Genomic DNA, 26,785 nt, shown 5'->3' on the forward strand with positions numbered 1-26,785 from the left:
ATCACTCTTTTCAATAGTTAAATCTGGTTTTTTTCTTGCTGTGTCAATCTTCGTCCACGAATATCAAAAGCGATCTTGCCGTCTGCCAGTCCCCAGATTCGCGTGGCATGTTTCTCAGCAAGTTCAATTGGCAATACTGCAATAACCGTTGCACGTTCTTCTTCACATAATTTACGCAGCGTTTCCAGCACCGAATCTGCTGTATGTGGATCAAGACCAATTACAGGTTCGTCAGCCAAAACCACTTTGGCACCATGAGCAAGTGCTCTTGCAATAGCAACACGCTGCTTCTCGCCACCACTGAGTTTCTCTGCGATTTGATGTGCTTTATCGAGTAATCCCAATCCTTCGAGATAATCCATAGCACCCATATAATCATCGGAACGCACCATACCGGTTACCATTCTCCACACGGGAGTTTGACCTGATCGTCCGATTAATACATTTTTAAGAGCCGTACGTCTGGGAAATAATTCTGGGTTTTGTTCCAAGTATGCCCATTCCCGTTTGATTTTCCGTTTTCCAGACCAGCCTTCTTTCAAAATCTCGGCACCATCCACCGTAAACCGGCCGGAATCCCATTTTTCCATCATGGCCAGACATTTGAGCAGCATGCTTTTACCGCTACCGCTTGAGCCAACTACAGCTATCATCTCACCTTGTTGCATATCAAATCGAATATCCCTTAGAACGGGAACGCGGTCCACGCCAACGGATTTACTCAAATTCTCTACTCTGATCATCGCGATGTCTCCTCTTGTCCATGTTTTTCCCTACCACTAGTGTACTCGGAAATGGACATCAATTTCCATGCGAACACCAGCTTCTATTTTAACACAGATTCGAACTCAGGTTTACGACGAAATAATATACCTGCCACGCCAAAAAGAAGGTACATGATTCCGAGCAAGGTGAACATGCTTCCGGGTGAAATCCAGTTGATCATCTGACCACCCAGATTTGGACCAATAGTGCTTCCAATCGTGAAATGAAAGGATGCCACCACATTGGCAGCAGGCAGCAACACTTTAGGTAAAATGTCCGCGGCATACGCCAATCCCAGTGAGAAAAAGGAACCGACCAGACCACCTGCGATTGTTAACAATACAAGTGTCCACCAGAAATTCTCACCTGCAACGGGTACCAACATAAAGATAATTCCCCCGCTGATGCCCGCAAACATCAATATCTTCTTACGCCCGTATCGGTCACTCAACATTCCGAGGGGTAATTGAAGGAACAAACCTCCAATTCCGATAAAAGGAAGTAACGACGAAATCTGATTGGTGTCGAATCCGATACGCAGGCCATACACAGGGAAGTTACTATTCATACCAGCCTCCATGTATCCGTAGAGAAGTGCAGGTAACAGTGCATACCAAGCCCATGCCAGACTCCGACGGAACCGCCGTTCCGGCAACTGGCCATGCTCTGCTTTTTCCGGTTTCGTATCCGGGAGCTTCGTTAATACCAGAATAAGAACTGCTGCGATACATACGAACAATACCCAAAAAGGTACTGCATCACCGAAGCCGAGCAACTTGATTCCCAGTGGACCAATGCTAAAGCCCAAGCCGTAGGACATGCCGTATAATGATATGTACCGTCCACGCTTTTCAGGTGCAGTAACAAGCAGCACCCAGAGCTGGGCCGCATAATGTAGTGCGCTGTCTCCTATTCCAACGATCAAACGCAAAATAAACCATATTTTAATGTCCGGTAAATAAGGAAACAGGATTAAAGGAACCATGACCAATAACAGGCCGCCTACAATCAACTTTTTGAACCCGAATGCACCCAGTAGTCGCTCCGCAACTAGCGTCATCGCAAATGAGCCAATGTACAACGCTGCGGCATTTAATCCGTTTAAACCTGGTGAGACCCCTTTTTGCTCCAAAAAAATCGAAAGCACAGGAAGCAAAAGCCCCTGACTTATGCCCGCCACCACAATAACCGTAATCAGAATAAGATAGTTGGCTGTCGAGTGTGATAGTCTGGGACGAGTAATCAATGACACGAATTCATTCCTCCTGCGAGCACACAAAGAAAAATCGCCATCGCTGACGACTTTTGTATGTTATACATATTGTTTTGAACTGCTATTGATAGATCGGGGCTTGCCCCGGACTTGAACATTATAGTGGACAACGCCCTGCAAAACAAGCCATAATAGTAGTTAAGTCGCTGCGTACATTTAGATGTGACGGGAGGATTCTGCAACATTATGGCTTATCATGTGAAAATTGATGTTTCACCGATATATGAAATGCTTAACAGCTTTCTGGTTTATGTCACGAAAAAATGGATTCAGCATCTGGATATTGGTCCTGAATGGATTCAGGAAGTGGAAGGCAAACTAAGTTCCAATGTACGAGCTGCGCTCGCACCTGCGGCCACTTGGCCTTTTGATGATTTTGATGTTTTGTTTGCATGGGCAGCATATCAAAATGATACATCGGAGAATCGTGATTTCCTGGACATGCTTGCCGGAATGTCAGCGGAAGACCTATATGCACGTGTGTCTCCTCTTCTGCCCGCTCTTACAATAGAAGAATCTACGCGCATTCGGAACAGTTATGTCCCATTATTGCGACTATGGGATGAACACTACTGTCAGAACATGAGTGAAGATCAGCGTGTATGGCTGGAAGAAGATGCCGATGAAAAACGCATATTGCTTGATAAAATGGGATCTGAATTACTTATTGAATATGCTACAGCAGGCGTTCTCGTTGAACCAATGCCTGGACTGAACGAAGTCATTCTGTTTCCAACGGTACACAATCGTCCTATCAATATGTACTGCTTCTATGAGGGTATGATGATTATGCAGTATCCCGTAGATGCACCTGAGGAGAACGAAGACCAGCCGCCAACATGCCTTTTACGTTTCACCCATGCACTGGCTGATCCCGAAAGACTTCGTCTGCTTCGTTACGTATCGGATGAACCCAAGTCTCTCGCTGAGATGTGTGAAGAATTGGATAAAGACGAAGATACCGTCAAAGATCAGGTAATGGCACTACGCATCGCAGGTCTGCTGAGAACCCATCTGCTCGGAAGTAACCGTAAAGAGAAATACAGCATTCGTCCAGATGGCGTATCTGAATTGAATATGTTTCTGGAATCCTACATTCGCATATAATTTGGTTGCACCATTGCAGAGTTGCTGGCTACAAGGAGTGAGTTAGATCATGAAATTAATGAAACAACATATTTTGTTTGACCTTGATGATACACTCGTATATTGCAACAAGTATTTCAACCTGATTTTGGGAGAATTCTTTGAGAATATGCAGGAGTGGTTTGATGGACATGCTCTGACAACGCAAGAGATTCGCGAAAAACAACTCGAGATTGACGTAACCGGAGTGAACAAGCTTGGCTTTGCGAGTCATCATTTTCCGCAATCCCTGATTGATACCTATCGTTACTTTTCCAAAAAATTCGCCAGATCAACTTCTTCGAGAGAAGAGTCCTATCTGAGCAAGTTGGGCATGAGTGTCTACGATCAGGAGGTTGAACCATATCCCCATATGGTTGAAACACTTGAGAACCTCAAAGGTGCTGGACACTCCCTGTATTTATATACCGGCGGCGAAACCGTGATCCAGCAGCGGAAGATTGATCAGATGAAGCTCTCGGCTTATTTTGATGATCGGATCTATATTCGGCAACACAAAAACATTGAGGCACTGGAAGGCATTCTGTCTAATGGTCCTTTTGATCGTCGTGCAACCTGGATGATCGGCAACTCACTGCGGACAGATATTATGCCCGCGGTAAAAGCCGGAATACACAGTATATACATCAAACAGCCGAATGAATGGCAATACAACATCGTAGAACTTCAACCTAATCCGGAAACATCGATGTATACCATCACTGCACTGGAAGAGGTACCCAAAGTCATACACGAAAACATACAACAGCAGCAACAGAAAAGGACCCTTGGATAAGGGTCCTTTTCCTTTATGATGCCCACAATCAAGCATCCTGTTTCTCGCCAGATAACTTGCCAGTTACGACGTCTTGTAAAATAATACGTGCTTTCACCGTACTCCCGTCTTTTCGTTTGAAAGACAGTACTTGAGTACTCCCCTTCTCAATCAGCGACTTTAACATCGTACTGGTGATTTTTTTGCCCGCATACTCTTTCCAGACCACAAACGAACAGCCTTCCTTGAAACGTGAGCAGCCATAGCCCTTCTTGCCCTCTATAATTTGACCTGTACAGCCGGGAGAAGGACAAGGTGCCAGTAACTCTCTCACTCCCGTTGGGCTCCCACTTGACGATGGTGCCTTGATGGTCGTACTTTTCCCACTACCAGCTCTGGATGAAGATGCCGTATTCTGACGAATCGATTTTACAGTTGAACCACCACTAGCTGTCTTGGCAGATGTCCTCGTATTGCCGACTTGAGTTCTGGCTCCCTTGCCTTTCCCTCTGCCTGCACGAGAATCTTCTCCAAAAGCATCTGCCGGCGCAGGAGCTTGCACACGCACTTTCTCAATGATGGACAACGTAAATTTCTTGACGTTCTCCATGAACTTGTCCTGCCCCGCCTCACCTTTGGAAATCTGATATAACCTTCTTTCCCACTGCCCGGTCATCTCAGGTGACGTTAACAGATCCACGCCAGCCCGGCGAATCAATTCGATAGCCGTTCTGCCTTTGAGCGTTAACTGCATTTTTTTCCCTTGGAGCGTAATGTAACCTACATTTTTGAGGCGCTCAATTGTAGCTGCACGTGTAGCTGGAGTACCCAAACCACTGTCTTTCATCGCATCTCGCAGTTCTTCATTCTCGATCTGCTTGCCTGCACTTTCCATCGCCTTCAACAATGTTCCCTCGGTATAACTTTTGGGAGGCTGGGTTGCCTTTTCCTTGAACTCACTCTTCGTACATTGAACAGGCAGTTCAGGTTGTACACTAAAAGCCTTGTCCGTCCACTCTTCGGCTTCCTCTTCTTCATTGCCGTTTTTCTTGGTCTTCTTCTTGCCTGCACCACCCTGTTCCTGATCTCCGGAACCAAGTACCACTTTCCATCCAAGGGACAGCAGTTCTTTGACAGATGTCTTAAACTGATGTTTCTCCACTTCGGTGAGCACGGTATGTTGTTTATACTCCGCTGGAGGATAAAAGTGAGACAAGAAACGCCTAACAATCAAATCATAGATGTTCTGTTCATCCTTGGATAAGGTACCTGGTCGCTTTAAAGTAGGTAAAATTGCATGGTGATCTTCAACTCTGCTCGGATTACATACCCCTTTATTATTTTTATGAACAAGCTCTGGCTTAGCCCCTTGCGCAAGCTCACTATAGGTACCATTTTTAAGCAGGTTTAACGTTTTGTGCATTCCTTCGATATTCTGTTCTGTAACATAGTTGGAGTTCGTCCGCGGATACGAAATCACCTTGTGTTTTTCATACAAGGCCTGCGCGATATCCAGTGTTTTTTTTGCACCATACCCGAACTTGGCATTGGCTTCACGCTGTAAAAGGGTTAGATCATACAAACGATAAGGATACTCCTTCGTCTGCTTCGCTTCGTATTTGGTAATCTGTCCTGTCTTGCCCTTCACACTGGCTGCAATAGCCTCTGCCGCTTCCGCATCGGTCAACTTATCTCCCTGACGCAGTCCCCGGTACTCGACACCCTCCTGCCGAAACCAGGCGGCCACTTCGTAAAAGGTCTGTGACTGGAACGCTTCAATCTCTATTTCCCGATCATAGATTAGCGCGAGTACCGGTGTTTGCACACGGCCTACAGACAACAATGCATTATGGCGGGTTGTAAATGCCCGTGAGGCGTTCATGCCGATCAGCCAATCGGCTTCACTTCTGGCGCGGGCAGCATGGGTCAAATTTTCAAATTCAGAGGCATCCTTCAGACCATCAAAACCGCGTCTAATGCTCTCTGCCGTCAAATCCGATATCCACAAACGTTTTACAGGCTGCCGCAACTTCAATTGCTGTTGTATAAGGGCGAAGATGTACTGCCCCTCTCTCCCTGCATCGCAGGCATTAACGATCGCTGAAGCTCGTTTCGCCAGTTCTCCAATCATTTTGAGCTGATCTTTCGTCCTCGGATTGGGTACAATCTTGAACTGATCGGGTATGATCGGCAGGTCCGCTATGTTCCAGCGCTTGTACTTTGTATCATAGGCATCCGGTTCAGCCAGTCCAAGCAAATGCCCTATCGCCCAGGTGATAATGTAATGCTCACCTTCCAGATACGTGCGATTGTTCTTGGCCTTTGGTTCTATGACGGCGGCAATGGTTCGTCCCATATCGGGTTTTTCCGCTATAACCAGTGTCTTCATCCGTCCATCTCTCCTCCTTCACCGTCCGCATGACGGCAAAAAGGGGCATTCCGCCGACGGAAGCCCCTTGCTTCTGAAACTCATTATATCAGATTTTGGATTCGGGAGCACCTTCCCGAAATGAATTATCCTGCAGCCTGTTCTTTTAGTACATGCTTTTGTCTGCACTCTTTGCATACCCCTTGGAAATCCAAGCGATGATCCGTAACAGCAAAGCCATACTGGCGCTCGATCTGCTGTTCCAAACGAAGCAGTCCATCTTCCATAATCTCTTCCACTTTACCACATTCTGTACAGATCAAATGATGGTGATGATGAGAACCATCTGTACTTCGCAGATCAAAGCGCGCAGCACCATCGCCAAAGTTAATCTTTTCAACGACTTGAAGATCACTCAGCAATTCCAGAGTTCGGTATACGGTAGCCAATCCAATCTCAGGGAACTGCTCCTTCACAAGGAGAAAAACTTCCTCTGCGCTAAAATGATCCTTTTCATGTTCAAGCAATACACGTACAGTAACTTCCCGTTGTTGTGTTAACTTATATCCTTTATCAACCAATTGATTTTTAATGTGAAAGATCTGTTCTGAAATGGACTTGTCCCGGTTACTTGCCATAGCAGGTCGCACCTCCGGTTTATATTCATTGAATTTTACATCTATCGTACGGATTCATGGCTTCAGTTAATCCTTATTTATAATCATTATAATATAATAATAAATCTTTATCACTTAAAAAGCAATGCTATTGCTCACACTTGCATGAAATATGTAGTCATATTGGTTAAAATAACAGCAAACAACCCTCGCTAGTCGCGAGGGTTGTCATTTATATCTTGCTCTATAATTTACACCAGAACCGAAGCACCCATCAAGTATTTGTCCACTTCACGAGCAGCCTCACGGCCTTCATTAATCGCCCATACAACCAAGCTTTGACCACGACGCATGTCACCTGCAGCAAATACTTTATCCACATTGGTATTGTATTTGCCGTAACGTGCCTTAACGTTGGTACGACGATCTGTTGCGAGACCCAGTTGCTCTACCAACGTTTGTTCCGGTCCATCAAAACCAATCGCAATCATGGCCATCTGAGCCGGGAATACACGTTCTGTACCTGGAATCGGCTGATAAATCTTGCGGCCCGTCTCATCCACAATACGTTCGATCTGCACTGTATGCAGTTCTTTGAGGTTACCCTCATCGTCTCCGACAAATTTCGTTGTCATGATGGAGAATTCACGCGGATCTTGACCAAACAACGCTTTGGCTTCCTCTTGTGCATAATCAAGTGTATATACGTTCGGGAATTGTGGCCAAGGGTTGTTAATGCGATCACGTTCCATAGGTGCTTGTGTATGCGTACCGAATTGAGTGATCGTACGACATCCATGACGCAGCGATGTAGCTACACAGTCAGATCCGGTATCACCGCCGCCAATGACGATAATATCTTTATCCTTAGCGGACAGGTATTGACCATCTTCCAGATTGGAGTCCAGATAGCTCTTAATACTGCCATTCAGGAAATCCATGGCGTAATGAACACCTTTTAAGTCACTGCCTTCAATATTGAATTCACGCGGCTTCGTAGCACCACCGCACAATACAACAGCATCATACTCATCTACGAGTTGTTGTGCTGCGATATCTTTACCGATTTCGGTGTTTGTGATGAATTGGATACCTTCTGCTTCAAGCAGATCGACACGACGTTGAACGACCTTTTTATCCAATTTCATTGTCGGGATACCGTACATCAGCAATCCGCCAACACGGTCCGAACGCTCATACACGGTTACCGAATGTCCTGCTTTATTCAACTGAGCCGCAGTAGCTAATCCAGCTGGACCAGAGCCTACCACAGCTACACGTTTACCCGTACGTTTTTCAGGAGGCTCCGGAACGACCCATCCTTCTTCGAAACCTTTTTCAATAATGGCTTCTTCAATCGTTTTGATGGTTACAGGCTGACCGATTAAGCCAACTGTACATGATCCTTCGCAAGGAGCTGGACAGACGCGACCTGTAAATTCCGGGAAATTATTTGTTTTGTGAAGACGCTCAAGTGCTTCTCTCCACAGTCCACGATATACAAGATTATTCCATTCCGGAATCAAGTTATGCACGGGGCAACCTGACGTGCCGCCAATCATATCTATACCTGTATGGCAATATGGGGTACCACAATCCATGCATCGTGCACCTTGTGTTCTGAGTTCTTCTTCTGCCATATGTTTATGAAACTCTTCCCAATCCTTGATCCGTTCCGCTGGCTCACGATCTGCTGGCAGTTGACGTTTGTATTCCATAAATCCAGTAGGTGTAGACATCTTACGTTTTCCCCCATCCGTTCTTGTCTTAATCCCTTCATGTGCATGGTTCTATATGAAATGGATTACTCGTTTCTTGAGTTTTTGTCTATTGTATCACAAAATCTTCTCGAAGATATTTCAATTATAGTAGCATTTACTGTGGTGAATATTAAATGGATTATCCGCATAATTATTTGTATTTTATACATCATATCTTTCAAGTCTACCGACGGTCAATACCCTTATTTTGGCGTTAAATGTGTTTATGGGCTGCAAAATCCGCTGTGTGTTTAAAGAGATATAGATCGAAACGTTATATAAATGTCAGATAATTTGTCATTAAATTCAACGTATTCTGTTACAAAACGTTCAAATTTCTGAATATTAGACTTGTTTTAGGGCTTCACAACGTTAAAACCACAAGTTATTTACACTTTTTTACTATTTAATGAAAGGTTTATATGTATATTATACATAAACGTCGTTTTTTTATGTTACATTTATGTGATATGCATTCCGATCTAAACCAGTGACTCTTTTTTATAAAAGAAAGAAAAGACGCTGTTCACGAATACTCGCAATCAGCGCCTCTCATCACCCATATACTACCGAAGTCAGGATTTTCGCATACCATTTTTAACGTTTACGTTCATAAAATTCAAATGTATATGCGTAGACATTTTTTTCATCCTGTTCGCCTTCAATCTGTTCAATCAGTTCCCATTCGGACCAATTCACTTCAGGGAAAAATGTATCTCCCTCAAAATTCTCATGAATCTTGGTCACCACAAGACGATCTGCAATTGGCAAGAACTCGCGATACACTTGTGAACCCCCAATTACGCACAGTTCCTCACCTTTGGTTGCGCTCAGCCCTTCTTCAATCGTATGTACGATTTCAGCCTGTTCCACCTTGTAGTTCAGATCTCTTGTCACTACGATATTACGCCGCTGAGGAAGTGGCTTACCACCAAAAGATTCCCATGTGTTACGCCCCATAATAATCGTTTTGTTTATCGTGCGTTGTTTGAAAAAGGCCATATCCTTGGGTAAACGCCATGGAATCGAATTATTCAACCCGATCACACCGTTCTCCCCCATTGCCCATACCAGTTCAATACTCAAGGGTAATACACTCCTTCAATCCAAATCTCTTATCGAGATTGAACACATAATTAGACTGCAATTGGAGCTTTAATGCCCGGATGATGCTGATAGTTCTCGAATTCGAAATCTTCAAACTTATAATCAAAAATAGAATCCGGCTTACGCTTGATTACCAGCTTAGGTAAAGCATAAGGTTCACGTTCCAGCTGAGTTTTAACCTGATCAACATGGTTGGAGTAGATATGAACATCCCCTCCAGACCAGATGAAATCACCCACCTCGAGATCACATTGCTGGGCGATCATATGAGTCAAGAGCGCATAACTCGCGATGTTGAACGGCAACCCGAGGAACGTATCCACGGAACGCATTGTAAGCATACAAGATAATTTACCCTCTGCAACGTAAAACTGAAACGCAAAATGACAAGGTGGAAGCTTCATATTGTTGATCTCAGCCACATTCCATGCGCTGACAAGGTGACGTCGTGAATCCGGATTATTTTTGATTGAATCAATGACTGCAGCGATCTGATCAATTTTTTCTCCGTTTGGTGCTTCCCATGTACGCCACTGCGAGCCATACACCGGTCCCAGATCTCCATTTTCGTCCGCCCAGTCGTCCCAGATCTTCACACCGTTTTCTTTCAAATAAGATATATTGGTATCGCCACTCAAAAACCATAACAGTTCATGAATAACCGATTTGAGATGAATTCGTTTGGTTGTTACCAACGGGAATCCTTCGGAGAGATCATAGCGGAGCTGTCTGCCGAATACAGATTGTGTTCCTGTTCCGGTACGGTCTCCTTTATGCAAGCCGTTGTCCAGAACATCCTGTAATAAATCGAGATAGTTTTTCATGTTGTTATCTCCTCGCACTCTTATTCATAAGTATAAATTTTAATTTTAATACTAAATATCTAGACCATGATTAGCCTGGAGCCACATCATGACTGATCATTACTACAGTGTACCACAATTAAGTTAGTGGATGAAATCAATTCACTGAAACTTTTGAATGTTTAACTTTCCACCATAATCATATACACTGTATCTTAAATTTCTAGGCGTTTGCTCAAAAAAAGAGACGAATAACGCGTTAGCGTCATTCGTCTCTTCTGATATACGTATAATGCCGGACGGATCCGAAGCTTAGATGATCTTAACGGGAGATGATGTGGATCGGGTGACCCATAACCAATTCCGCAGCTTCCATCACGATTTCGCCCAAAGTTGGGTGAGCGTGAATTGTGAGAGCCAGATCTTCCAAAGTAGCGCCCATTTCAATTGCCAAACCAAGCTCAGCAATCAAGTTGGAAGCTTCCAGACCTACGATTTGGCAACCCAATACAAGGCCGCTTTCTTCGTCAGCTACGATTTTCACGAAGCCTTCAGCGTGGTTCAAAGATACAGCACGGCCGTTACCCGCATAAGGGAATTTGCCTGCTTTTACTTTGTAACCTTTTTCTTTAGCTTCTTTTTCAGTGTAACCTACGCTGGAACACTCTGGATCTGTGAACACAACAGCTGGCATACATTTGTAGTCAACTACAGATGGTTGTCCTGCGATTGCTTCGGCAGCCACTTTACCTTCATATGAAGCTTTGTGTGCCAGAGCCAAACCAGATACGATATCACCAATTGCAAAGATGTGTGGAATGCTAGTACGGCCTTGGTGGTCAACTTTAACGAATCCACGCTCGTCAACGTCTACACCGATCAGATCCAGACCAAGCTCACCATCTGTGTTTGGACGACGTCCAACCGTTACCAGCAGGTAATCTGCAGTAACTTCTTTGGATTCACCATTTACAGAATATTTAACAGTTACATCTTTGTCCGTTTGCTCAGCACTTTCTGCTTTTGCACCCGTTACGATTTCGATGCCTGTTTTCTTCATGTTTTTAGCTACGAGACTAGTCATGTCTTTATCGAAACCTGGCAGTACTGTATCCAAACCTTCGATGATAGTTACTTTCGCACCGAATTTGGAGTACATTTGACCAAGCTCGGCACCGATATATCCGCCACCGATAACGATCATGCTTTTTGGTACTTCAGGCAAGTTCAGAGCTTCTGTCGAAGACAGAATGCGTCCGCCAAACGGGAAAGGCTTCAGTTCGATTGGACGGGAACCTGTTGCAATAATTGCATTTTTAAATTTGTAACGTGGAGACTCGTGGTCATTGAATACACGAGCTTCGTTTTCGTTGATGAACATGCACTCACCGTTGAAAACTTCAACTTTGTTGCCTTTGAGCAAACCAGCTACGCCGCCAGTCATTTTCTTAACAACGCCGTTTTTGAATTCTTGAGTTTTGCTGAAGTCCACTTTTACGTTCTCAGCAGAGATACCAAAAGCTTCACCGTGAAGTGCAGACTCATATTGGTGTGCAGCAGAGATCAAGGCTTTGGATGGAATACATCCACGGTTCAAACAAACTCCGCCCAGTTCGGATTTGTCAACGATCAATACGCTTTGGCCCAGTTGAGCAGCGCGGATGGCAGCTACATAGCCGCCAGGACCCGCACCAATTACCAATGTGTCGATATTTAGAGAAGCGTCGCCTACTACCATATCTTACACCTCCATAACAAGCAGCTCAGGGTTAGCGAGCAGCTGTTTAATGTAATTCATAAAGTTTTGTGCTGTTGCGCCATCGATGATACGGTGGTCAAAGCTCAAGGAAAGAGCCATTACAGGTGCTGCAACTACTTCACCGTTTTTGATTACTGCTTTTTCGCTGATGCGTCCTGTTCCGAGAATAGCAACTTCAGGGAAGTTGATGATTGGAGTGAAGAACATACCGCCAGCAGAACCGATGTTACTGATGGAAATTGTGCTTCCTCTCATTTCGTTTGCGCTCAATTTGCCGTCGCGGCCACGAGCTGCCAGATCACGAATGGAATCAGCGATCATCCAGATGGATTTACGATCAGCATCTTTGATAACAGGAACGATCAAGCCGTTGTCTGTATCTGTTGCGATACCGATGTTGTAGTATTTTTTGTAAACAATTTCGTTAGCTTCTTCATCAATCATAGCGTTCAGAGCCGGGAATTGGCGGGAAGCCGCAACCAGTGCTTTAACGATGAATGGCAGATACGTAACTTTTGTTCCTTTTTTCTCAGCGATTGGTTTCATGCGAGTACGGAAAGCAACCAATTCAGTTACGTCCACTTCGTCCATGATTGTAACGTGAGGTGCTGTGTAAGCCGATTTAACCATTGCATTAGAGATCGCTTTACGGATACCTTTGAATGGTACGCGCTCTTCTTCAAGGTATTGATCAGCTGCAGCCGCTGCTGGTGCTGCGGATTTTTTCTCTTCTTGAGCCGGAGCTTCGGAAGATGCCGATGCGGAAGAACCGCCACCGTTTTTGAAAGATTCAACATCTTCTTTGGTTACTTTACCGTTGTTGCCAGTACCGTTAACCTGAGCGATGTCTACTCCTTGTTCGCGAGCAAATTTGCGCACGCTTGGTGTTGCCAAAACGTCTTTGGCAGGTACTGCTGGAACGCTGTTGTTGCCGCCTTCTTTAGCTGCGTCCGAGCTGGAAGCTGCTGCAGAAGAACCGCTAGTATCAGCTCCACCTTGAGCTGCATCTTTCTCTTGCTCGCCTTGATCACCAGCAGGAGCGTCGTCTTGCTCAGGAATTTCACCTTCTGCATCAATTATCGCTACAACTTCACCAACGTGGCAGATTTGACCATCTTTAGCGAATACTTCTGTAACTGTTCCGTTAACCGGACAAGGTACTTCAACTACCGCTTTGTCGTTTTGTACTTCCATGATGATGTCATCGTCAGTTACTTTGTCACCGACTTTGATGTGCATCTTGATGATTTCACCTTCGTGTAGACCTTCGCCTAGTTCAGGGAATTTATATTCAAATTTAGCCAACTGAAAAACCTCCTTGATTATGTGCTCAATCCTGAAAACAACCCTTAACTCCAAGAACCAACTGTTACTGCTAATGCAAATAACTGTTACTCAAGGGGCTAATGGCTGTTTACAGTGCAGCCTGCGCTGCGGTGTGAATCACCATACTGCGCCTTGCGGCATGTCAGATGATTAAATTAGAAATTTACGACTTTATTAACCGCAGCAACGATACGTGCCGGGTTAGGCAGCCATGTATCTTCGATTTGTGCAAAAGGATATACAGTATCCGGACCAGCTACACGCAGAACCGGTGCTTCCAAGTGCAGGATTGCTTTTTCATTGATTTGGGCAATGACTTCAGCTGCAACACCTGCGCTCTTTTGAGCTTCCTGTACAACAATTGCACGGTTTGTTTTCTTGATGGAAGCAACGATGGTATCGATGTCGATCGGGCTAACCGTACGAAGGTCGATAACTTCAACTTTGATTCCTTGTTTTTCGAGTTCCTCTGCTGCTTTCACAGAAGTGTGAACCATCATACCGTAAGTAATGATTGTTACATCGGAACCTTCACGAACAACGTTCGCTTTACCCAATTCAACAACGTAATCTTCTTCAGGCACTTCTGCACGGAAAGCATGATACAGATTCAAGTGCTCCATGAAGAATACAGGATCGTTATCGCGAATGGAAGCGATCATCAGACCTTTTGCATCGTATGGGTTAGAAGGAACAACTACTTTGATACCCGGAGTTTGCGTGAGCAGACCTTCCAGGGAATCTGTATGCAATTCTGCCGCTTTTACGCCGCCACCGAATGGTGTACGGAATACGATCGGAGAATTGTATTTTCCACCGGAGCGGAAACGCATACGAGCAGCTTGAACTACCATTTGGTCAAGGGCTTCGAAGATAAAACCAACGAATTGGATCTCAGCAACCGGACGGAAGCCTTGTACACCCAGACCTACAGCCAGACCACCAATAGCGGACTCAGCCAGTGGTGTATCAAATACACGCTCTTCGCCAAACTCTTTTTGCAGACCTTCCGTTACACGGAAAACGCCGCCTACATTACCTACGTCTTCACCGAAAAGCAGAACGTTAGGATCACGTTTCAACTCCACGCGAAGCGCATCACGGATTGCTTCTTTCATGTTCATTTGTGCCATTTGCTTCATTTCCTCCTTAAACATTGACAGTTCACATTTGAGTTCGTACATGTATACCGGGACATTAAAGTCGCGGATGTTTATGCTTTATCGGAAAAAACTTATTGGAAATCAGCTTTTTGCTCTTCCAAGTGCTTAGGCGTTTGTTCGAACATGCTGTCGATCAAGCCTGAAATCGTCATTTTCTCGGTTTTTTCCGCTTTTTTGATCTCTTCGTTCACTTTAGCTTTTGCTTCTTCTTTCACACGTGCTGTATCTTCTTCAGTCCAAAGACCTTTTTTCTCCAGATATTTAGCAAAACGTGCGATAGGATCTTTAGCAGACCATTCTGCCTCTTCTTCTTTTGTACGATACTTGGAAGCATCATCCGAAAGGGAGTGAGGACGGAAACGGTATGTTACTGCTTCGATCAATGTTGCGCCTTCTCCGTTACGTCCACGCTCAGCAGCTTCCTGAACAGCTTTGATAACAGCGAAGATGTCCATACCGTCAACTTTAACACCTTTGATACCTGCCGCTACCGCTTTGTGAGCGATGGACAGAGCTGCTGTTTGTTTAGCAAAAGGAGTTGTGATGGCATAACCATTGTTTTGTACGAAGAAGATAACAGGCAGTTTGTATACACCAGCGTAGTTCAGACCTTCATAGAAGTCACCTTCGGAAGAACCGCCATCACCTGTGTACGTGATAACAACTTGTTTTTGTTTCTTCAGTTTGTAACCCATAGCGATACCCATTGCATGCAGAATTTGTGCACCAATGATGATTTGTGGCATCAATACATTAACGCCATCTGGAATTTGTCCACCATGTTGGTGTCCACGGGAGTACAAGAATGCTTGATAAAGAGGAAGTCCATGCCATACGAGTTGCGGAATGTCACGATAGCCAGGACATACAAAGTCTTCTTTTTCAATTGCAAATTCACTACCAACCATTGTAGCTTCTTGACCAGATACTGGAGCATAGAAACCAAGACGACCTTGACGGCCCAGGTTTACTGCACGGTCATCCCAAGTACGGGTAAATACCATGCGGTACATAATTTCTTTTAATTGATCATCGGAAAGTGTAGGCATCATGTCTTTGTTAACAATTTCGCCGTCAGGAGACAGCACGGACAGAGCTTCTACATCCTCTGTATACACTTCATAAGGAACCTTGCTCATTTTTTTCTTCACCTCAACAAAAAATTTGAATATCAAGTTCCGCTGTTATAATATTATTATACACCTGTTTCACTCCATACGTCAAAGAAATCCGTAATTTTTTTATGTTTCCTGTCGGATTGTATGTATAACAGGGGCTTAATATTGGTATAACAGCATAATACATGATTGCGTGTTTGACCTAACCCCGCACAAGGGTAATCTTACCGTATTGCGCGGTCGAATGCAAAAAATTAACCGAGAAAGGTGACGTTTTATGACGGATTCCCGCTATTTGAAACGCACGATTGTGAAGGAAGAGATTGAAAGTCGCTATCTCGGAGAGAAACGAACACTCCGTATTTACCTTCCTCCGGGCTATAACGAATTACTTAGCTACCCTGTCGTATACTGTCAGGATGGCGAAGAGTTTTTCAATTTCGGGCGAATAGCCACAACAGCTAACCGAATTATCTTGGACGAAGGAGCCGAACCTTTCATTATTGTAGGTGTTCAGGTCGATGTGTCTGTGAGAACACAGGAATATGCTCCATTCGGAGATCGGTTCAAGGCATATACCGCTTGCTTCGCTGAAGAGATTATTCCCTATATAGAAGAGAAATATCCTGTACGTCGTTCTCCGCAGGAACGTGTTCTTGCCGGAGACTCGCTCGGTGGCAGTGTTTCGCTTCATCTTGCTCTGTTATATCCGGATCTATTCACACGTGTCATCAGCATGTCCGGGGCCTTCTACTCCGCTTCGCAGGAAATCTATGCAGCAGCCGAAGATTTGTCCTGGCTCTCGATTTGGATGATCGTTGGTTTACAGGAGACTGCCTTCCAAGCAGACACTGGAACGTATGATTTTGTACAATTGAACCGGGATACCCGTGATTTGCTGGAAAAACGAGGCGCTATCGTCTCCTATCAGGAGAAAGACGGGAACCACCAGTGGGGTTTTTGGCAAAATGAATTGCCAGAAGCATTGCTTTATTTTCTCCAAGAAGGATAAATAGACCCCATCAACAGGCGGCTGAAATGCCGCTTTTGTTTCACCCCATAATGATAACGCTTACAATTATAACCTGAAAAAGAAGCAGGATACCTGCCAAATTGATTGCTCACTCCTGCTTCTTTGTCCGATTACAAGTTAAATATCATATCAGGCTTATTTACTAGGTTATGGAATGTTCCTCTTCAATCTTCCTCAACAGAACATCACAACCTGCGTTAACCAATTCGTATACCTCTTCAAAGTTGCCTGTGTAATACGGGTCAGGTACTTCCCTGAGTTTTTCCTCCGGAAGCATGTCCATAAACTTGATGATATCTGCCTCAGCTCCGCCTGAAACATTGCGTACATTATCTGCATTCGAATTATCCATACACACAATGTAATCAAAATGAGTAAAGTCTTCGCTGGCAAATTGTCTCGCTGCCATGTCCGCATAAGATATTTGGTACGAATCCAGCAATCTTCGAGTCCCTTCATGCGGAGGTTTACCAACATGCCAGTCACCTGTACCCGCAGAGTCCACTCTAATCTGGTGTTCAAGCCCCTTCTCTAGGACTTTGTGACGCAGAACGGCTTCAGCCATTGGTGATCTACATATATTGCCCAGACATACAAACAAAACGTTAATCATATTAATCCCCCTTGCTTAACGTACCTTGAAGTACCGACGATTTGGGCTGTGTTGCAATACTCTCCGGTTGAGGACTGACGCTCCCCGTCTCGGATGGCACCAACGAACGACGTGGCAGTTTCCATTTATAATGTACAGAACACATCCGGAAGAACACAACGGCCGCGAAACATAGTAATAATCCAACATTGGTTGTTAACCAGCCCATACCTATAACAAACCCGGCTGTCATCGCCCATACAGCATAGATTTCGTCACGCAATACAAGCGGTTTGCGTCCAGCAAGCACATCACGAATAACGCCTCCACCAATACCGGTCATTACTGCTGCTACGATAACTGCGCTAATAGGATGTCCCATGTTCGCCGCATACAGAGCCCCTTGGATTGCAAATGCTGCAAGTCCGATTGCATCAAATAACGCCTCTGTTCGCTTCCAGTGACTAATCCACTTGAGAGGCAATATAAAGGCGACGGCTACAGATACTAAGGCTAACATAATAAGTGATCCCTGGCTCCATAGTGTCGTTACAGGTATACCTATAAGTACATTCCGGATAATCCCGCCTCCGAATGCCGTGACAAGTCCTAGCACCAGTACACCCAAAATGTCATACTCCTCTTCCATTGCCACGAAGGCGCCGGACATCGCAAATGCGATGGTTCCTATAATACTGAATACTTCAAAAATGTGTAAGTCCAACCTGTTCAAACCTCACTTTTCAAGTCATCTCCATGTCGCTCTACCCATTGTATCCGCGAGCACTGAAATTGTGCAACCACATTTTGTGGATTATACTGGTTTAATGAATATATTTGCACAGGTTTCAACACCATATTTGAACAATGAACTATTTTTCTCTGAATTAGGAAGGATGTAATCAAATGACGGTGAAACGGATTGTTATATTTACAGGCGGAAATCTATCTCCGGAATTACTTCAGGAAATGCGGGAAGATGACATGATCATCGCGGCCGATCGCGGCGCATTATTTTTGATTGAACACGGCATTCAGCCTCATGTTGCAGTTGGAGATTTCGATTCTATCTCCGAAGAGGAACGTATAATTGTTAGTAACAACAGCACAACATTCATTACATGCGACCCTGTTCATAAGGATCTTACTGATACGGAAATGGCTTTTGAAACAGCGTTGGATCACGAACCTACTCATATTCTCATGTTAGGTGCCACAGGTACTCGGATGGATCATACACTCGCTAATGTACATATTATGGTTCGCGCAATGCAGCATCATATCTCCTGTGCCATTCAGGACAAGCATAACTACATGACACTCACAACAACCAAAGCTGTGGTTGAGCACCGTGACTATAAATATGTTTCTTTACTCCCCTTGACCCATGAAGTTACAGGAATAACGCTGGAGGGTTTTATGTATCCGCTGGATCAAGCCACCATTCGCATGGGACAATCCTTGGGTGTAAGCAACCAACTCCTAGGCACTTCCGGCACAGTCACGATTGATAGTGGCTTACTACTAATCATTCAAAGCAAAGACTAAAGGTATCCACATGTCATCTTAATTATTACGTTTTTGTAACCAGTGATTTCGATCAGAAAACAGGTTCATACACAACAAAGACCCTTGAGATTCAAGGGCCTTTTCTATTTCATCTTTATATATCATTCGTCAATGATTAATTTTTTGACATTTTTAATTGTATTTTAATAAACATACCCAAACCACTGTGGCACAAGGGATTACACATTCCTATCCAATTTCTAGGCTGTTACAAAGCTGTTATACTCGCTCTAGCAACTTAACGAAAACGAATTTTGGAGGTACTAACTAACATGAAAACAAACATCTTTGTCCAAAAGGCCGTAACCGTCGGGTTGTGCGCTACACTAGGTTTTGGAGCTGTATTAATGACTAACGCCCCTGTTGCACAGGCAGCAACTGCTTCTGTGTCCACAGGTCAACAGATTGTTAACTATGGTAAACAATTTACTGGAACTCCATATAAATTTGGTGCTTCAACATCAACAACCAAAGTTTTTGACTGCTCTTCTTTTATGAAATATATTTTCAAAAAGTATGGTGTAGACTTGCCGCGCACTTCCGTAAAACAATCCAAAGAAGGTAAAGCTGTGTCTAAAGCTAATCTGCGTGTCGGAGACCTGGTGTTCTTCTCCAGTGGTAGCCGTTCTACCGGTTCCAATGTCACTCACGTAGGCGTGTACGCTGGAAATGGTAAGATTCTGCATACGTACGGATCTCCAGGCGTTACCCTCTCGGATCTGGACTCTGGTACTTGGAAGAGAACTTATGTTAAAGCTCGTCGTGTACTTTAGAAATATATATCACTAAGATGAAAGGCCGGAGAAACTGTTCCGGTCTTTTTAATTACCCTTTTTTCGCCACATGCTAAACTGGAGTTTCATGGAATTGGATGATTATTTAATTTTTATCATGAAGCATGTAGCCGATCCCACGCACAGTATGAATCAGTTTCACACTTCTTCCCTTATCCACCTTAACCCTCAGATGTTTGATATACACGTCCACAACATTGGTATCCATGGCATACTCATATCCCCATACTTCCCGCAAAATATCACTCCGTGTACATGCTTCATTCACATGCAAGGCCAGAAATTCCAGCAATTCATACTCTTTTGGCGTTAATGTTAAGTACTCACCCGCACGATTCACCCGCCTTGAACGCAAATTCACTTTAAGATCATGAACTACAATTACTTCTTCACCCTCTTGTGTTGCATTCGTAAAAACACGCAATAAATTTCGTATTCTGGCGAGCAGCACTGTCAAGTGGAAGGGCTCCTCCATCACGTCATTAGCTCCGTAATCCAGCCATTCCACGATGAACTGAGGAGATGCATTTGAAGTGATAACCAGTAGAGGGATAACTTGACCTTTATCTATCCATCTTTTCAACTCTACTATCTGGTCCGGATCACGATGCGTACTCCCCTCTTCCCGGTCTACCAGGATGATCAGGTTAATATGCAGCAACGAAGGCTCGACGGATTGTTTTAGTTCAGACCAATCTACTCGTTGTACCTCATATCCTTCAGCACATAAAACGTCGTGAATAATACTGATCTGCTCTCCTGCTCCAATCAGCAAAATGACTGTTTTCACTGTTTCTCACCCGGCCTGTCTCTATCCCCGTTGCTCATAGCAATGGTTGGTACAGTTAGCATGCCGTAAAATGAAAAAGTCCATTCCCTCGAGGGAACAGACTTGGCTTCTTTCTTGCTTTAGCCAAAGTAGCGATGAACGAGCGTACGCGCTTCAGCTGTATCTTTTGTTCCGTGTACGAGGACACGTCCATCCTGGAAAACGACCATTCTATGGACTCCCGTTGTAAACGAAACCAGAAACGGATTGGATTCCACCTTTCCTTCCTGAAGTCTGTTCAAGCGATCAGCGGTATGTTGGAGATTCAGATTCATGCGCCGAGCAGGTCGGATCTGCACGGTATCCCTTCCACACAACACATCGGTTTTCTCCAGATTGGACGCAGAAAGATATGGATACGTTGCGGAAGTGCCGCAGGAAGGACAGTCTTGCTTTTTCGCACCATCCACATTGATGGATATGTATTCATTCCTCCACACGTCAAATGACAATAACTTGCGTCTCAATGCATTGGCATTGCCACTAAGTAACTTCATCGCTTCTGCAGTCTGATTAGCTGTTACCATCTGTACCGCTTGTGGTATGATACCAGACGTATCACAGGTATCTCCGCCCAGCGGGACTTCACCCAGCAAACAATTTAAACATGGCGTATCTCCTGGCATAAACGTATAGGTGATGCCGTAACTACCCACGCATCCACCATAAATCCAGGGAATACGGTGCTTCTGTGCCATATCATTAATAAGTAGTCGGGTATCAAAATTATCTGTTGCATCCATGATCAAGTCTGTACGCTGAACGAGTTCTTCCAATTCATCTACTCTGACATCCAATACCTTTCCTTCCACATGAACCGTGGAATTAATGGCAGATAGACGTTTTTCCGCCGCCATTGCCTTCGGTATACGTTCAATGGCATCCTGCTCTACATATAATTGCTGTCGTTGCAGGTTACTCCACTCCACATAATCACGATCCACAATCGTTAAGTGTCCTACCCCTGAACGTACTAACGTCTCTGCGATCCCTGTTCCGAGTGCGCCAGCGCCTACAATTAAAACTCTGCTGCCCTTTAATCTGGCCTGGCCTTCCTTGCCAAGTGGCGCGTAGCGTTCCTGTCTGGAATAACGATCGGCCTGTTCTGAGGATGTTAAATGATCTGTCATGTATGAACCATTCCTTCCACCGGACTACTGGCTGCTGCATAACGCTTCACGGGAATCATGCCTGCCTCATAAGCCATTCTACCTGCCTCTACCCCCAATCGCATCGCTTTAGCCATGCTCACTGGATCTCCTGATCCGGATACAGCTGTATTCAATAATACACCATCTGCACCAAGTTCCATTGCATACGCAACATCCTTTGGGGATCTCAATCCTGCATCCACAATCACAGGCACAACGGCCTGCTCAATGATGATCTCAAGATTATAGGGATTAATAATACCTCTGCCAGCTCCAATCGGGGAGGCACCAGGCATTACAGCATGTACGCCAAGCAATTGCAACCTTTTGGCAAGAATGACATCATCCGAAATATAAGGCAACACAGTAAAACCCTTTTCAAGCAAAATTTCGCAAGCCTTGTACGTTTCAATCGGATCTGGAAGCAATGTTATTCCATCTCCGATGACTTCCACTTTTATCATATCACAAAGTCCTGAAGCTCGCGCAAGCTCGGCAATCCTCACCGCCTCTGCCGCAGTGGAGGCTCCAGCCGTATTTGGAAGAAGTGTGTATTGGTCCAGATCCAATGTATCCAGGAAATGCTTCTGGTTACGTTCCTCCAGATTCAGACGACGAACAGCAAAGGTTAAAACTTCCGTTTCAGATGCTTTCACAGCCTGACTTTGCACTTCCAGATCCGAAAATTTGCCAGTTCCGAGTAACAATCTGGACTCAAATGTATACTTTCCAATGTTCAACATCATCAACCGCCTCCTACAAAATGTACAATCTCGATTCGATCGCCTTCTCTTAACGCCGTTGTCTCATGATACTCACGCGTTAAGATATGCCTGTTTAACTCTACAACTATAGTCTTAACTTGCAGGTCAAATGATCGGAGCAATTTATCCACTCGATTCAAGCTGTCTTCAATCTCCATCCGTTGACCGTTAACGATGATATTCACTGCACCACTCCCTCTCTGTTCAATCGCTCAGGGCTCAGCGCCTCAATTCCGAGTTCTTCTGAGCTTTTGCCAGCGATTAACTCCGCGATAAGCCTGCCTGTTATCGCACTAAGCAAGATACCGTTGCGATAATGCCCACAGGCGGCGAACAACCCGGGTATACTCTTGCATGTACCAATATAGGGCAAACCATCTGGAGTTGCCGGTCTAACACCTGCCCACGCTCGCATGAATCGCGCTTCTTTCATCCCGGGTACCCAGTGGGTTGCCGCTGTTAGCAACTTCTGAACACTCTGTACAGAAACGTTCAGGTCCGTTCTGCCTGGCAGACTAGTTGCTCCGAGCCAAACTTCGCCATTGGCTTTGGGAACAATATAGATATCCTCTGCATACACCGTTCTGTCAGGTCTGTACGCTGCATGTTCATCCGAGAACTGAACGGCGGCTATTTCACCTTTTACCGACCACACAGGCAAGCTCAGATTCACCTGTCTCATCAATGCTTCACTCTGTAATCCAGCCGCTATAATGACATGATTGCATTTCATCTCGCCGATTGATGTAGTGATCCCCTGCACGCCGTGTTCGTTTGCTTGCACACGTATATCCTGTATCTCCTCCATAATCCGCGCTCCCATTGATTGAGCGGATTCGGCGTAGGCCTTCGTTAAATGGATTGGAAGAATCTCACTCTCGTAAGGTCTGTAGTAGGCTCCATACGTATCTCTGTTAAGCCATGATGCCTCCTGTTGCACGACGGACCGATCCCACCACACCTCATCAGCAGACACACCAGAATTCCGATTGTTCTTATAGCGGCTTAATTCGCTGTAAGATCGAAAAGGAGTGAGAAATCCATGGCGTTGCAGTCCAACCTCTACCTCGCTGAGGGTAGCCATAAGCACTTGTTGCTCCATAAGTAACTGCCTACTTTGCCTGGCAAGCTTAGCCATCAAGGGATGAACAAAATCCTCACTATCTGCCGCCAGCATTCCAGCCGCTGCACAAGAAGTGCCTCCTGCAATCGCCGAACGCTCCAGCAACAGTACGTCCTGTCCACGGGAAGCAAGCTCGTATGCAATGGCACACCCAACAACGCCTCCGCCTACAATAATTGTTTCTGCACGAATCTTATCCGGTCTATCAGCAACACTTTTGCTTCTTAATTCCGGTTCAGGTTTCAGTCGATGACTGAATTGATTCCTATTCTGACACGTTACGATATCTTTCACCCTCTCATCTCCTTTCAGCGCTTCAGACTTCCTGTGGCATTGATAGCCTGCCTTAGTGATGCCGCAGCCCGATCCGGTAAATCGCTCGACCATACATTCGAGATCACAGCGACTCCCTGTGCACCTGTAGCGCGGATCGCATGAATATTTCCCGGCTCTATGCCCCCGATAGCCATGACTGGAATGGAGACACTTCTGCATACTTCATCAAGAGCATATATCCCTCTTGGTTCCAGATCAGGCTTACTGTTGGTTAAGTAGACATGCCCGAAGAAAAGATAATCGGCTCCTCGTTCTTCAGCGATTTTTGCCTCCTCGATGGAATGAACAGATACACCCATTCGAATTCGCCGCACATTGCTTATGACATTATTGTAGGAGTTGTACTTGCGCAAAGCCTCTTGCCCCCAATGTACACCTCCATAGATGGCATTTTGTGACGGCAATTCTGAACCATTGATAACGATGCGACAAGATGGAACGCCAACGCTACACAGACTTTCAGCCCAACCGATCTTGTCTTGCCATGGGAGTTGTTTCTCTCGTATGTGAATATAATCTACCCATGGCCAAACGTCCTTTGCAGCATTTACAAAAGATGCTTGATCCCCTGCACCCGTAGATACAACATGCAATTCAAAAGAGTCGTGAACATGTTCATGAGAAAATGCCGTTATCATCCCTCTCCTTCCAGGTGTGAGTTCTAATAAAACACAAAAAAAGCCACTCCCGTAGGGGAGTGGCTGCGTATTAATGATAGGATCAGATGACTGACTGATGCATACAGTTCAATTCGTGTAAAAAAGCTACAGAACTTATAGCCATACTGTTAAACACGGAACTGCATGTTTCAATTCGCTAAGCAGACGGTTGAAATCCTCTCGAGTTGCCGTTTGCTCACGTCATTCACTGAAACGCGCTTGCCACTTCCCTACGCTGGTATGATCCAGATCAGGTGCAAAGGGTCCGGAATCGCTTTCTTCCATCTCAGCCGCATCGTGCGGCCCCCCTAGTGTTCATATGAAGTTGTAGCCTATGTTACCATAGACGGATTTTTTTGTCACCGTCATTTCTGCTAAACATGGTCTTGTATCGTCTAGTTTTTCTCAGACCACTCTTCAACATTCCATGTTTTCGTGACCCAACCCTCGTAAAAATCAGGTTCGTGAGAAACCAGCAGTACCGTTCCCTTGAATTCTTTCAAGGCCCGTTGCAGCTCGGCTTTGGCTGTAACATCCAGATGGTTGGTTGGCTCATCAAATAGAATCCAGTTGCTCTCACGCATCAAGAGCTTGCATAAACGAACCTTGGCTTGCTCTCCACCACTCAGCATGTTGAGCGGACGGGTAATGTGTTCATTTTTCAACCCGCAGCGCGCGAGATGACCCCGAACCTCATTCTGAGTCAAATGTGAAAACTCATTCCACACATCCTCAATCGGCGTAATGTTGCCAGCGCGAACTTCCTGTTCAAAATAGGCCGTTTCGAGATAATCTCCCAAAAAGGTCTTTCCACTCAGTGGAGAAATCTTCCCCAGGATGGTCTTCAGCAGTGTCGATTTACCTACACCATTACAGCCTACGATGGCAATTTTCTCACCACGTTCAATCGTCATCGTCATTTTGGGCAGCAAAGGATACGTATATCCAATTTCAAAATCAATACCCTCAAAGACCGTTTTACTGCTCGCGCGAGCATCCTTGAATTTGAACGTTGGTTTAGCCGCTTCATCTGGACGATCAATACGTTCAATCTTGTCCAGCTGTTTCTCCCGGCTCTTCGCTCGACCTGAAGTTGAAGCACGCGCCTTGTTCCGCTGAATGAAATCTTCCTGCTTCTTGATGTACTCTTGCTGCTTCTCGTACGCATCAATATGCTGGGCTTTGTTCATATCAGCCATCTCCAGGAACTTGTTATAGTTCGCTGCATATCTGGTTAATTTGGCAAATTCCAAATGATAAATAACATTCACCACTTCATTCATGAATTCCGTGTCATGGGAGATCAAGAGGAACGCATGCGGGTAGTCCTTCAGGTAACGTGACAGCCACTCAATGTGCTCTACATCCAAATAGTTGGTCGGCTCATCCAGTAGCAGAGCTGTAGGTTTCTCAAGCAGAAGCTTGGCAAGCAACACCTTGGTACGTTGTCCACCACTTAGAGCTGCAACATCTCGATCAAGACCAATTGCAGACAAACCAAGACCATTGGCCATCTCTTCGACTTTGACGTCAATCAGATAAAAGTCGCCCTGCTCCAGTTGTTCCTGAATATCGCCCATCTCTTCAAGCAACTGCTCCAGCTTATCTGGATCTGCATCTGCCATCTGGTCTGTAATATTCATCATTTCTTTTTCCAATTCGAGCAACGGAAGGAAAGCATCCTTAAGCACATCACGAATCGTTTTGCCTGGTGTAAGCTTCGTGTGCTGATCCAGGTATCCATAACGGACCTTAGGTGTCCATTCCACTTTTCCACTGTCTTTAAGCAATTTACCGGTAAGGATGTTCATTAATGTGGATTTACCAACACCATTGGCACCAACAAGTCCTACGCGCTCTCCGGCGAGTAAACGAAACGATACATTTTTAAATAACGTACGATCTCCAAAATTGTGACTCACGTTCTCTACTGACAATAAACTCATAAGATGAGGTTGCTCCTATCTATTAGACAT

Annotated in this window: 25 protein-coding genes and 1 riboswitch; of the genes, 5 read left to right on the forward strand and 20 right to left on the reverse strand. The window is 45.0% G+C overall.

The window, feature by feature from the left end; genetic code table 11:
• Positions 1–17: 17 nt before the first annotated feature.
• The gene (locus ACTHPG_RS11900) at positions 18–743 is read right to left on the reverse strand and encodes a phosphonate ABC transporter ATP-binding protein (protein WP_091020744.1); all 726 of its coding nucleotides are present in this window, start codon (positions 741–743) and stop codon (positions 18–20) included.
• 83 nt (positions 744–826) lie between these two features.
• Positions 827–2,017, reverse strand: coding sequence for an MFS transporter (locus tag ACTHPG_RS11905; RefSeq protein WP_440389536.1), 1,191 nt, complete (start codon positions 2,015–2,017; stop codon positions 827–829).
• A gap of 207 nt (positions 2,018–2,224) precedes the next feature.
• Here ACTHPG_RS11905 and ACTHPG_RS11910 point away from each other — a divergent pair, with 207 nt between their 5' ends.
• Both ACTHPG_RS11910 and ACTHPG_RS11915 read left to right on the forward strand, forming a co-directional pair.
• The gene (locus ACTHPG_RS11910) at positions 2,225–3,145 is read left to right on the forward strand and encodes an ArsR/SmtB family transcription factor (protein WP_440389537.1); all 921 of its coding nucleotides are present in this window, start codon (positions 2,225–2,227) and stop codon (positions 3,143–3,145) included.
• A gap of 49 nt (positions 3,146–3,194) precedes the next feature.
• Complete coding sequence (locus ACTHPG_RS11915) at positions 3,195–3,959, forward strand: HAD family hydrolase (protein WP_440389538.1); 765 nt, start codon at positions 3,195–3,197, stop codon at positions 3,957–3,959.
• 28 nt (positions 3,960–3,987) lie between these two features.
• Here ACTHPG_RS11915 and ACTHPG_RS11920 read toward each other — a convergent pair whose 3' ends face one another.
• The 9 genes from ACTHPG_RS11920 to pdhA form a co-directional block, all read right to left on the reverse strand.
• Positions 3,988–6,327, reverse strand: coding sequence for a DNA topoisomerase 3 (locus tag ACTHPG_RS11920; protein WP_440389539.1), 2,340 nt, complete (start codon positions 6,325–6,327; stop codon positions 3,988–3,990).
• Positions 6,328–6,452: 125 nt separating this feature from the next.
• Positions 6,453–6,944 (reverse strand): ferric iron uptake transcriptional regulator, encoded by a 492-nt coding sequence (fur, locus tag ACTHPG_RS11925; protein WP_421890497.1) that lies wholly within the window; start codon positions 6,942–6,944, stop codon positions 6,453–6,455.
• Between the two features lie 230 nt (positions 6,945–7,174).
• Positions 7,175–8,662, reverse strand: a complete 1,488-nt coding sequence (locus ACTHPG_RS11930) for a glutamate synthase subunit beta (RefSeq protein ID WP_150366716.1) — start codon at positions 8,660–8,662, stop codon at positions 7,175–7,177.
• A gap of 618 nt (positions 8,663–9,280) precedes the next feature.
• Positions 9,281–9,769 carry a dihydrofolate reductase gene (locus tag ACTHPG_RS11935; protein WP_440389540.1) on the reverse strand — a complete coding sequence of 163 codons (489 nt, stop codon included), beginning with the start codon at positions 9,767–9,769 and terminating at the stop codon, positions 9,281–9,283.
• Positions 9,770–9,819: 50 nt separating this feature from the next.
• Positions 9,820–10,614: a thymidylate synthase gene (thyA, locus tag ACTHPG_RS11940; RefSeq protein ID WP_440389541.1), complete on the reverse strand. Its 795-nt coding sequence runs from the start codon at positions 10,612–10,614 to the stop codon at positions 9,820–9,822.
• A gap of 301 nt (positions 10,615–10,915) precedes the next feature.
• On the reverse strand, positions 10,916–12,331 hold the full coding sequence (lpdA, locus tag ACTHPG_RS11945; protein ID WP_024630356.1) for a dihydrolipoyl dehydrogenase: 1,416 nt from the start codon (positions 12,329–12,331) through the stop codon (positions 10,916–10,918).
• Between the two features lie 3 nt (positions 12,332–12,334).
• Complete coding sequence (locus ACTHPG_RS11950) at positions 12,335–13,657, reverse strand: dihydrolipoamide acetyltransferase family protein (RefSeq protein WP_440389544.1); 1,323 nt, start codon at positions 13,655–13,657, stop codon at positions 12,335–12,337.
• 176 nt (positions 13,658–13,833) lie between these two features.
• A complete protein-coding gene (locus tag ACTHPG_RS11955) occupies positions 13,834–14,811 on the reverse strand; it encodes an alpha-ketoacid dehydrogenase subunit beta (protein WP_278294639.1) in 978 nt (325 codons plus the stop codon).
• A 101-nt stretch (positions 14,812–14,912) separates the two neighbouring features.
• A complete protein-coding gene (gene pdhA / locus ACTHPG_RS11960; RefSeq protein ID WP_017688072.1) occupies positions 14,913–15,980 on the reverse strand; it encodes a pyruvate dehydrogenase (acetyl-transferring) E1 component subunit alpha in 1,068 nt (355 codons plus the stop codon).
• 256 nt (positions 15,981–16,236) lie between these two features.
• Between pdhA and ACTHPG_RS11965 the strand changes: the two genes are divergently transcribed.
• Positions 16,237–16,971: an alpha/beta hydrolase gene (locus ACTHPG_RS11965; protein WP_440389546.1), complete on the forward strand. Its 735-nt coding sequence runs from the start codon at positions 16,237–16,239 to the stop codon at positions 16,969–16,971.
• Between the two features lie 163 nt (positions 16,972–17,134).
• Here ACTHPG_RS11965 and ACTHPG_RS11970 read toward each other — a convergent pair whose 3' ends face one another.
• Complete coding sequence (locus tag ACTHPG_RS11970) at positions 17,135–17,605, reverse strand: low molecular weight protein-tyrosine-phosphatase (protein ID WP_440389548.1); 471 nt, start codon at positions 17,603–17,605, stop codon at positions 17,135–17,137.
• Between the two features lies 1 nt (position 17,606).
• Positions 17,607–18,308, reverse strand: a complete 702-nt coding sequence (locus ACTHPG_RS11975; RefSeq protein ID WP_440389550.1) for a trimeric intracellular cation channel family protein — start codon at positions 18,306–18,308, stop codon at positions 17,607–17,609.
• A 182-nt stretch (positions 18,309–18,490) separates the two neighbouring features.
• Between ACTHPG_RS11975 and ACTHPG_RS11980 the strand changes: the two genes are divergently transcribed.
• Positions 18,491–19,132 (forward strand): thiamine diphosphokinase, encoded by a 642-nt coding sequence (locus ACTHPG_RS11980; RefSeq protein ID WP_440389551.1) that lies wholly within the window; start codon positions 18,491–18,493, stop codon positions 19,130–19,132.
• A gap of 293 nt (positions 19,133–19,425) precedes the next feature.
• Entirely contained in the window at positions 19,426–19,926 is a 501-nt protein-coding gene (locus tag ACTHPG_RS11985) for a C40 family peptidase (protein WP_091029367.1), read from the forward strand.
• 106 nt (positions 19,927–20,032) lie between these two features.
• Here the strand turns inward: ACTHPG_RS11985 and ACTHPG_RS11990 are convergent, their stop codons facing one another.
• The 7 genes from ACTHPG_RS11990 to ACTHPG_RS12020 all read right to left on the reverse strand — a co-directional run bounded on the left by ACTHPG_RS11990 (position 20,033) and on the right by ACTHPG_RS12020 (position 26,755).
• On the reverse strand, positions 20,033–20,737 hold the full coding sequence (locus ACTHPG_RS11990) for a winged helix-turn-helix domain-containing protein (protein ID WP_440389553.1): 705 nt from the start codon (positions 20,735–20,737) through the stop codon (positions 20,033–20,035).
• A gap of 119 nt (positions 20,738–20,856) precedes the next feature.
• Entirely contained in the window at positions 20,857–21,906 is a 1,050-nt protein-coding gene (locus ACTHPG_RS11995; protein ID WP_440389555.1) for a ThiF family adenylyltransferase, read from the reverse strand.
• Positions 21,903–22,670, reverse strand: coding sequence for a thiazole synthase (locus ACTHPG_RS12000; RefSeq protein ID WP_440390232.1), 768 nt, complete (start codon positions 22,668–22,670; stop codon positions 21,903–21,905). The genes ACTHPG_RS11995 and ACTHPG_RS12000 overlap by 4 nt, the downstream gene beginning before the upstream one ends.
• A 2-nt stretch (positions 22,671–22,672) precedes the next feature.
• Positions 22,673–22,876, reverse strand: a complete 204-nt coding sequence (gene thiS, locus ACTHPG_RS12005; RefSeq protein ID WP_440389556.1) for a sulfur carrier protein ThiS — start codon at positions 22,874–22,876, stop codon at positions 22,673–22,675.
• Entirely contained in the window at positions 22,873–24,108 is a 1,236-nt protein-coding gene (thiO, locus tag ACTHPG_RS12010; RefSeq protein ID WP_440389558.1) for a glycine oxidase ThiO, read from the reverse strand. Before thiO ends, thiS begins: the two co-directional genes overlap by 4 nt.
• Before the next feature lie 14 nt (positions 24,109–24,122).
• Positions 24,123–24,788 (reverse strand): thiamine phosphate synthase, encoded by a 666-nt coding sequence (locus tag ACTHPG_RS12015; protein ID WP_440389560.1) that lies wholly within the window; start codon positions 24,786–24,788, stop codon positions 24,123–24,125.
• Between the two features lie 231 nt (positions 24,789–25,019).
• Positions 25,020–25,129, reverse strand: a riboswitch (TPP riboswitch).
• Positions 25,130–25,204: 75 nt separating this feature from the next.
• Positions 25,205–26,755 (reverse strand): ABC-F family ATP-binding cassette domain-containing protein, encoded by a 1,551-nt coding sequence (locus tag ACTHPG_RS12020; protein ID WP_339234495.1) that lies wholly within the window; start codon positions 26,753–26,755, stop codon positions 25,205–25,207.
• Positions 26,756–26,785 lie beyond the last annotated feature (30 nt).

The sequence above is a fragment of the Paenibacillus sp. SAF-068 genome (assembly GCF_051967555.1).
Taxonomy (GTDB): Bacteria; Bacillota; Bacilli; order Paenibacillales; family Paenibacillaceae; genus Paenibacillus.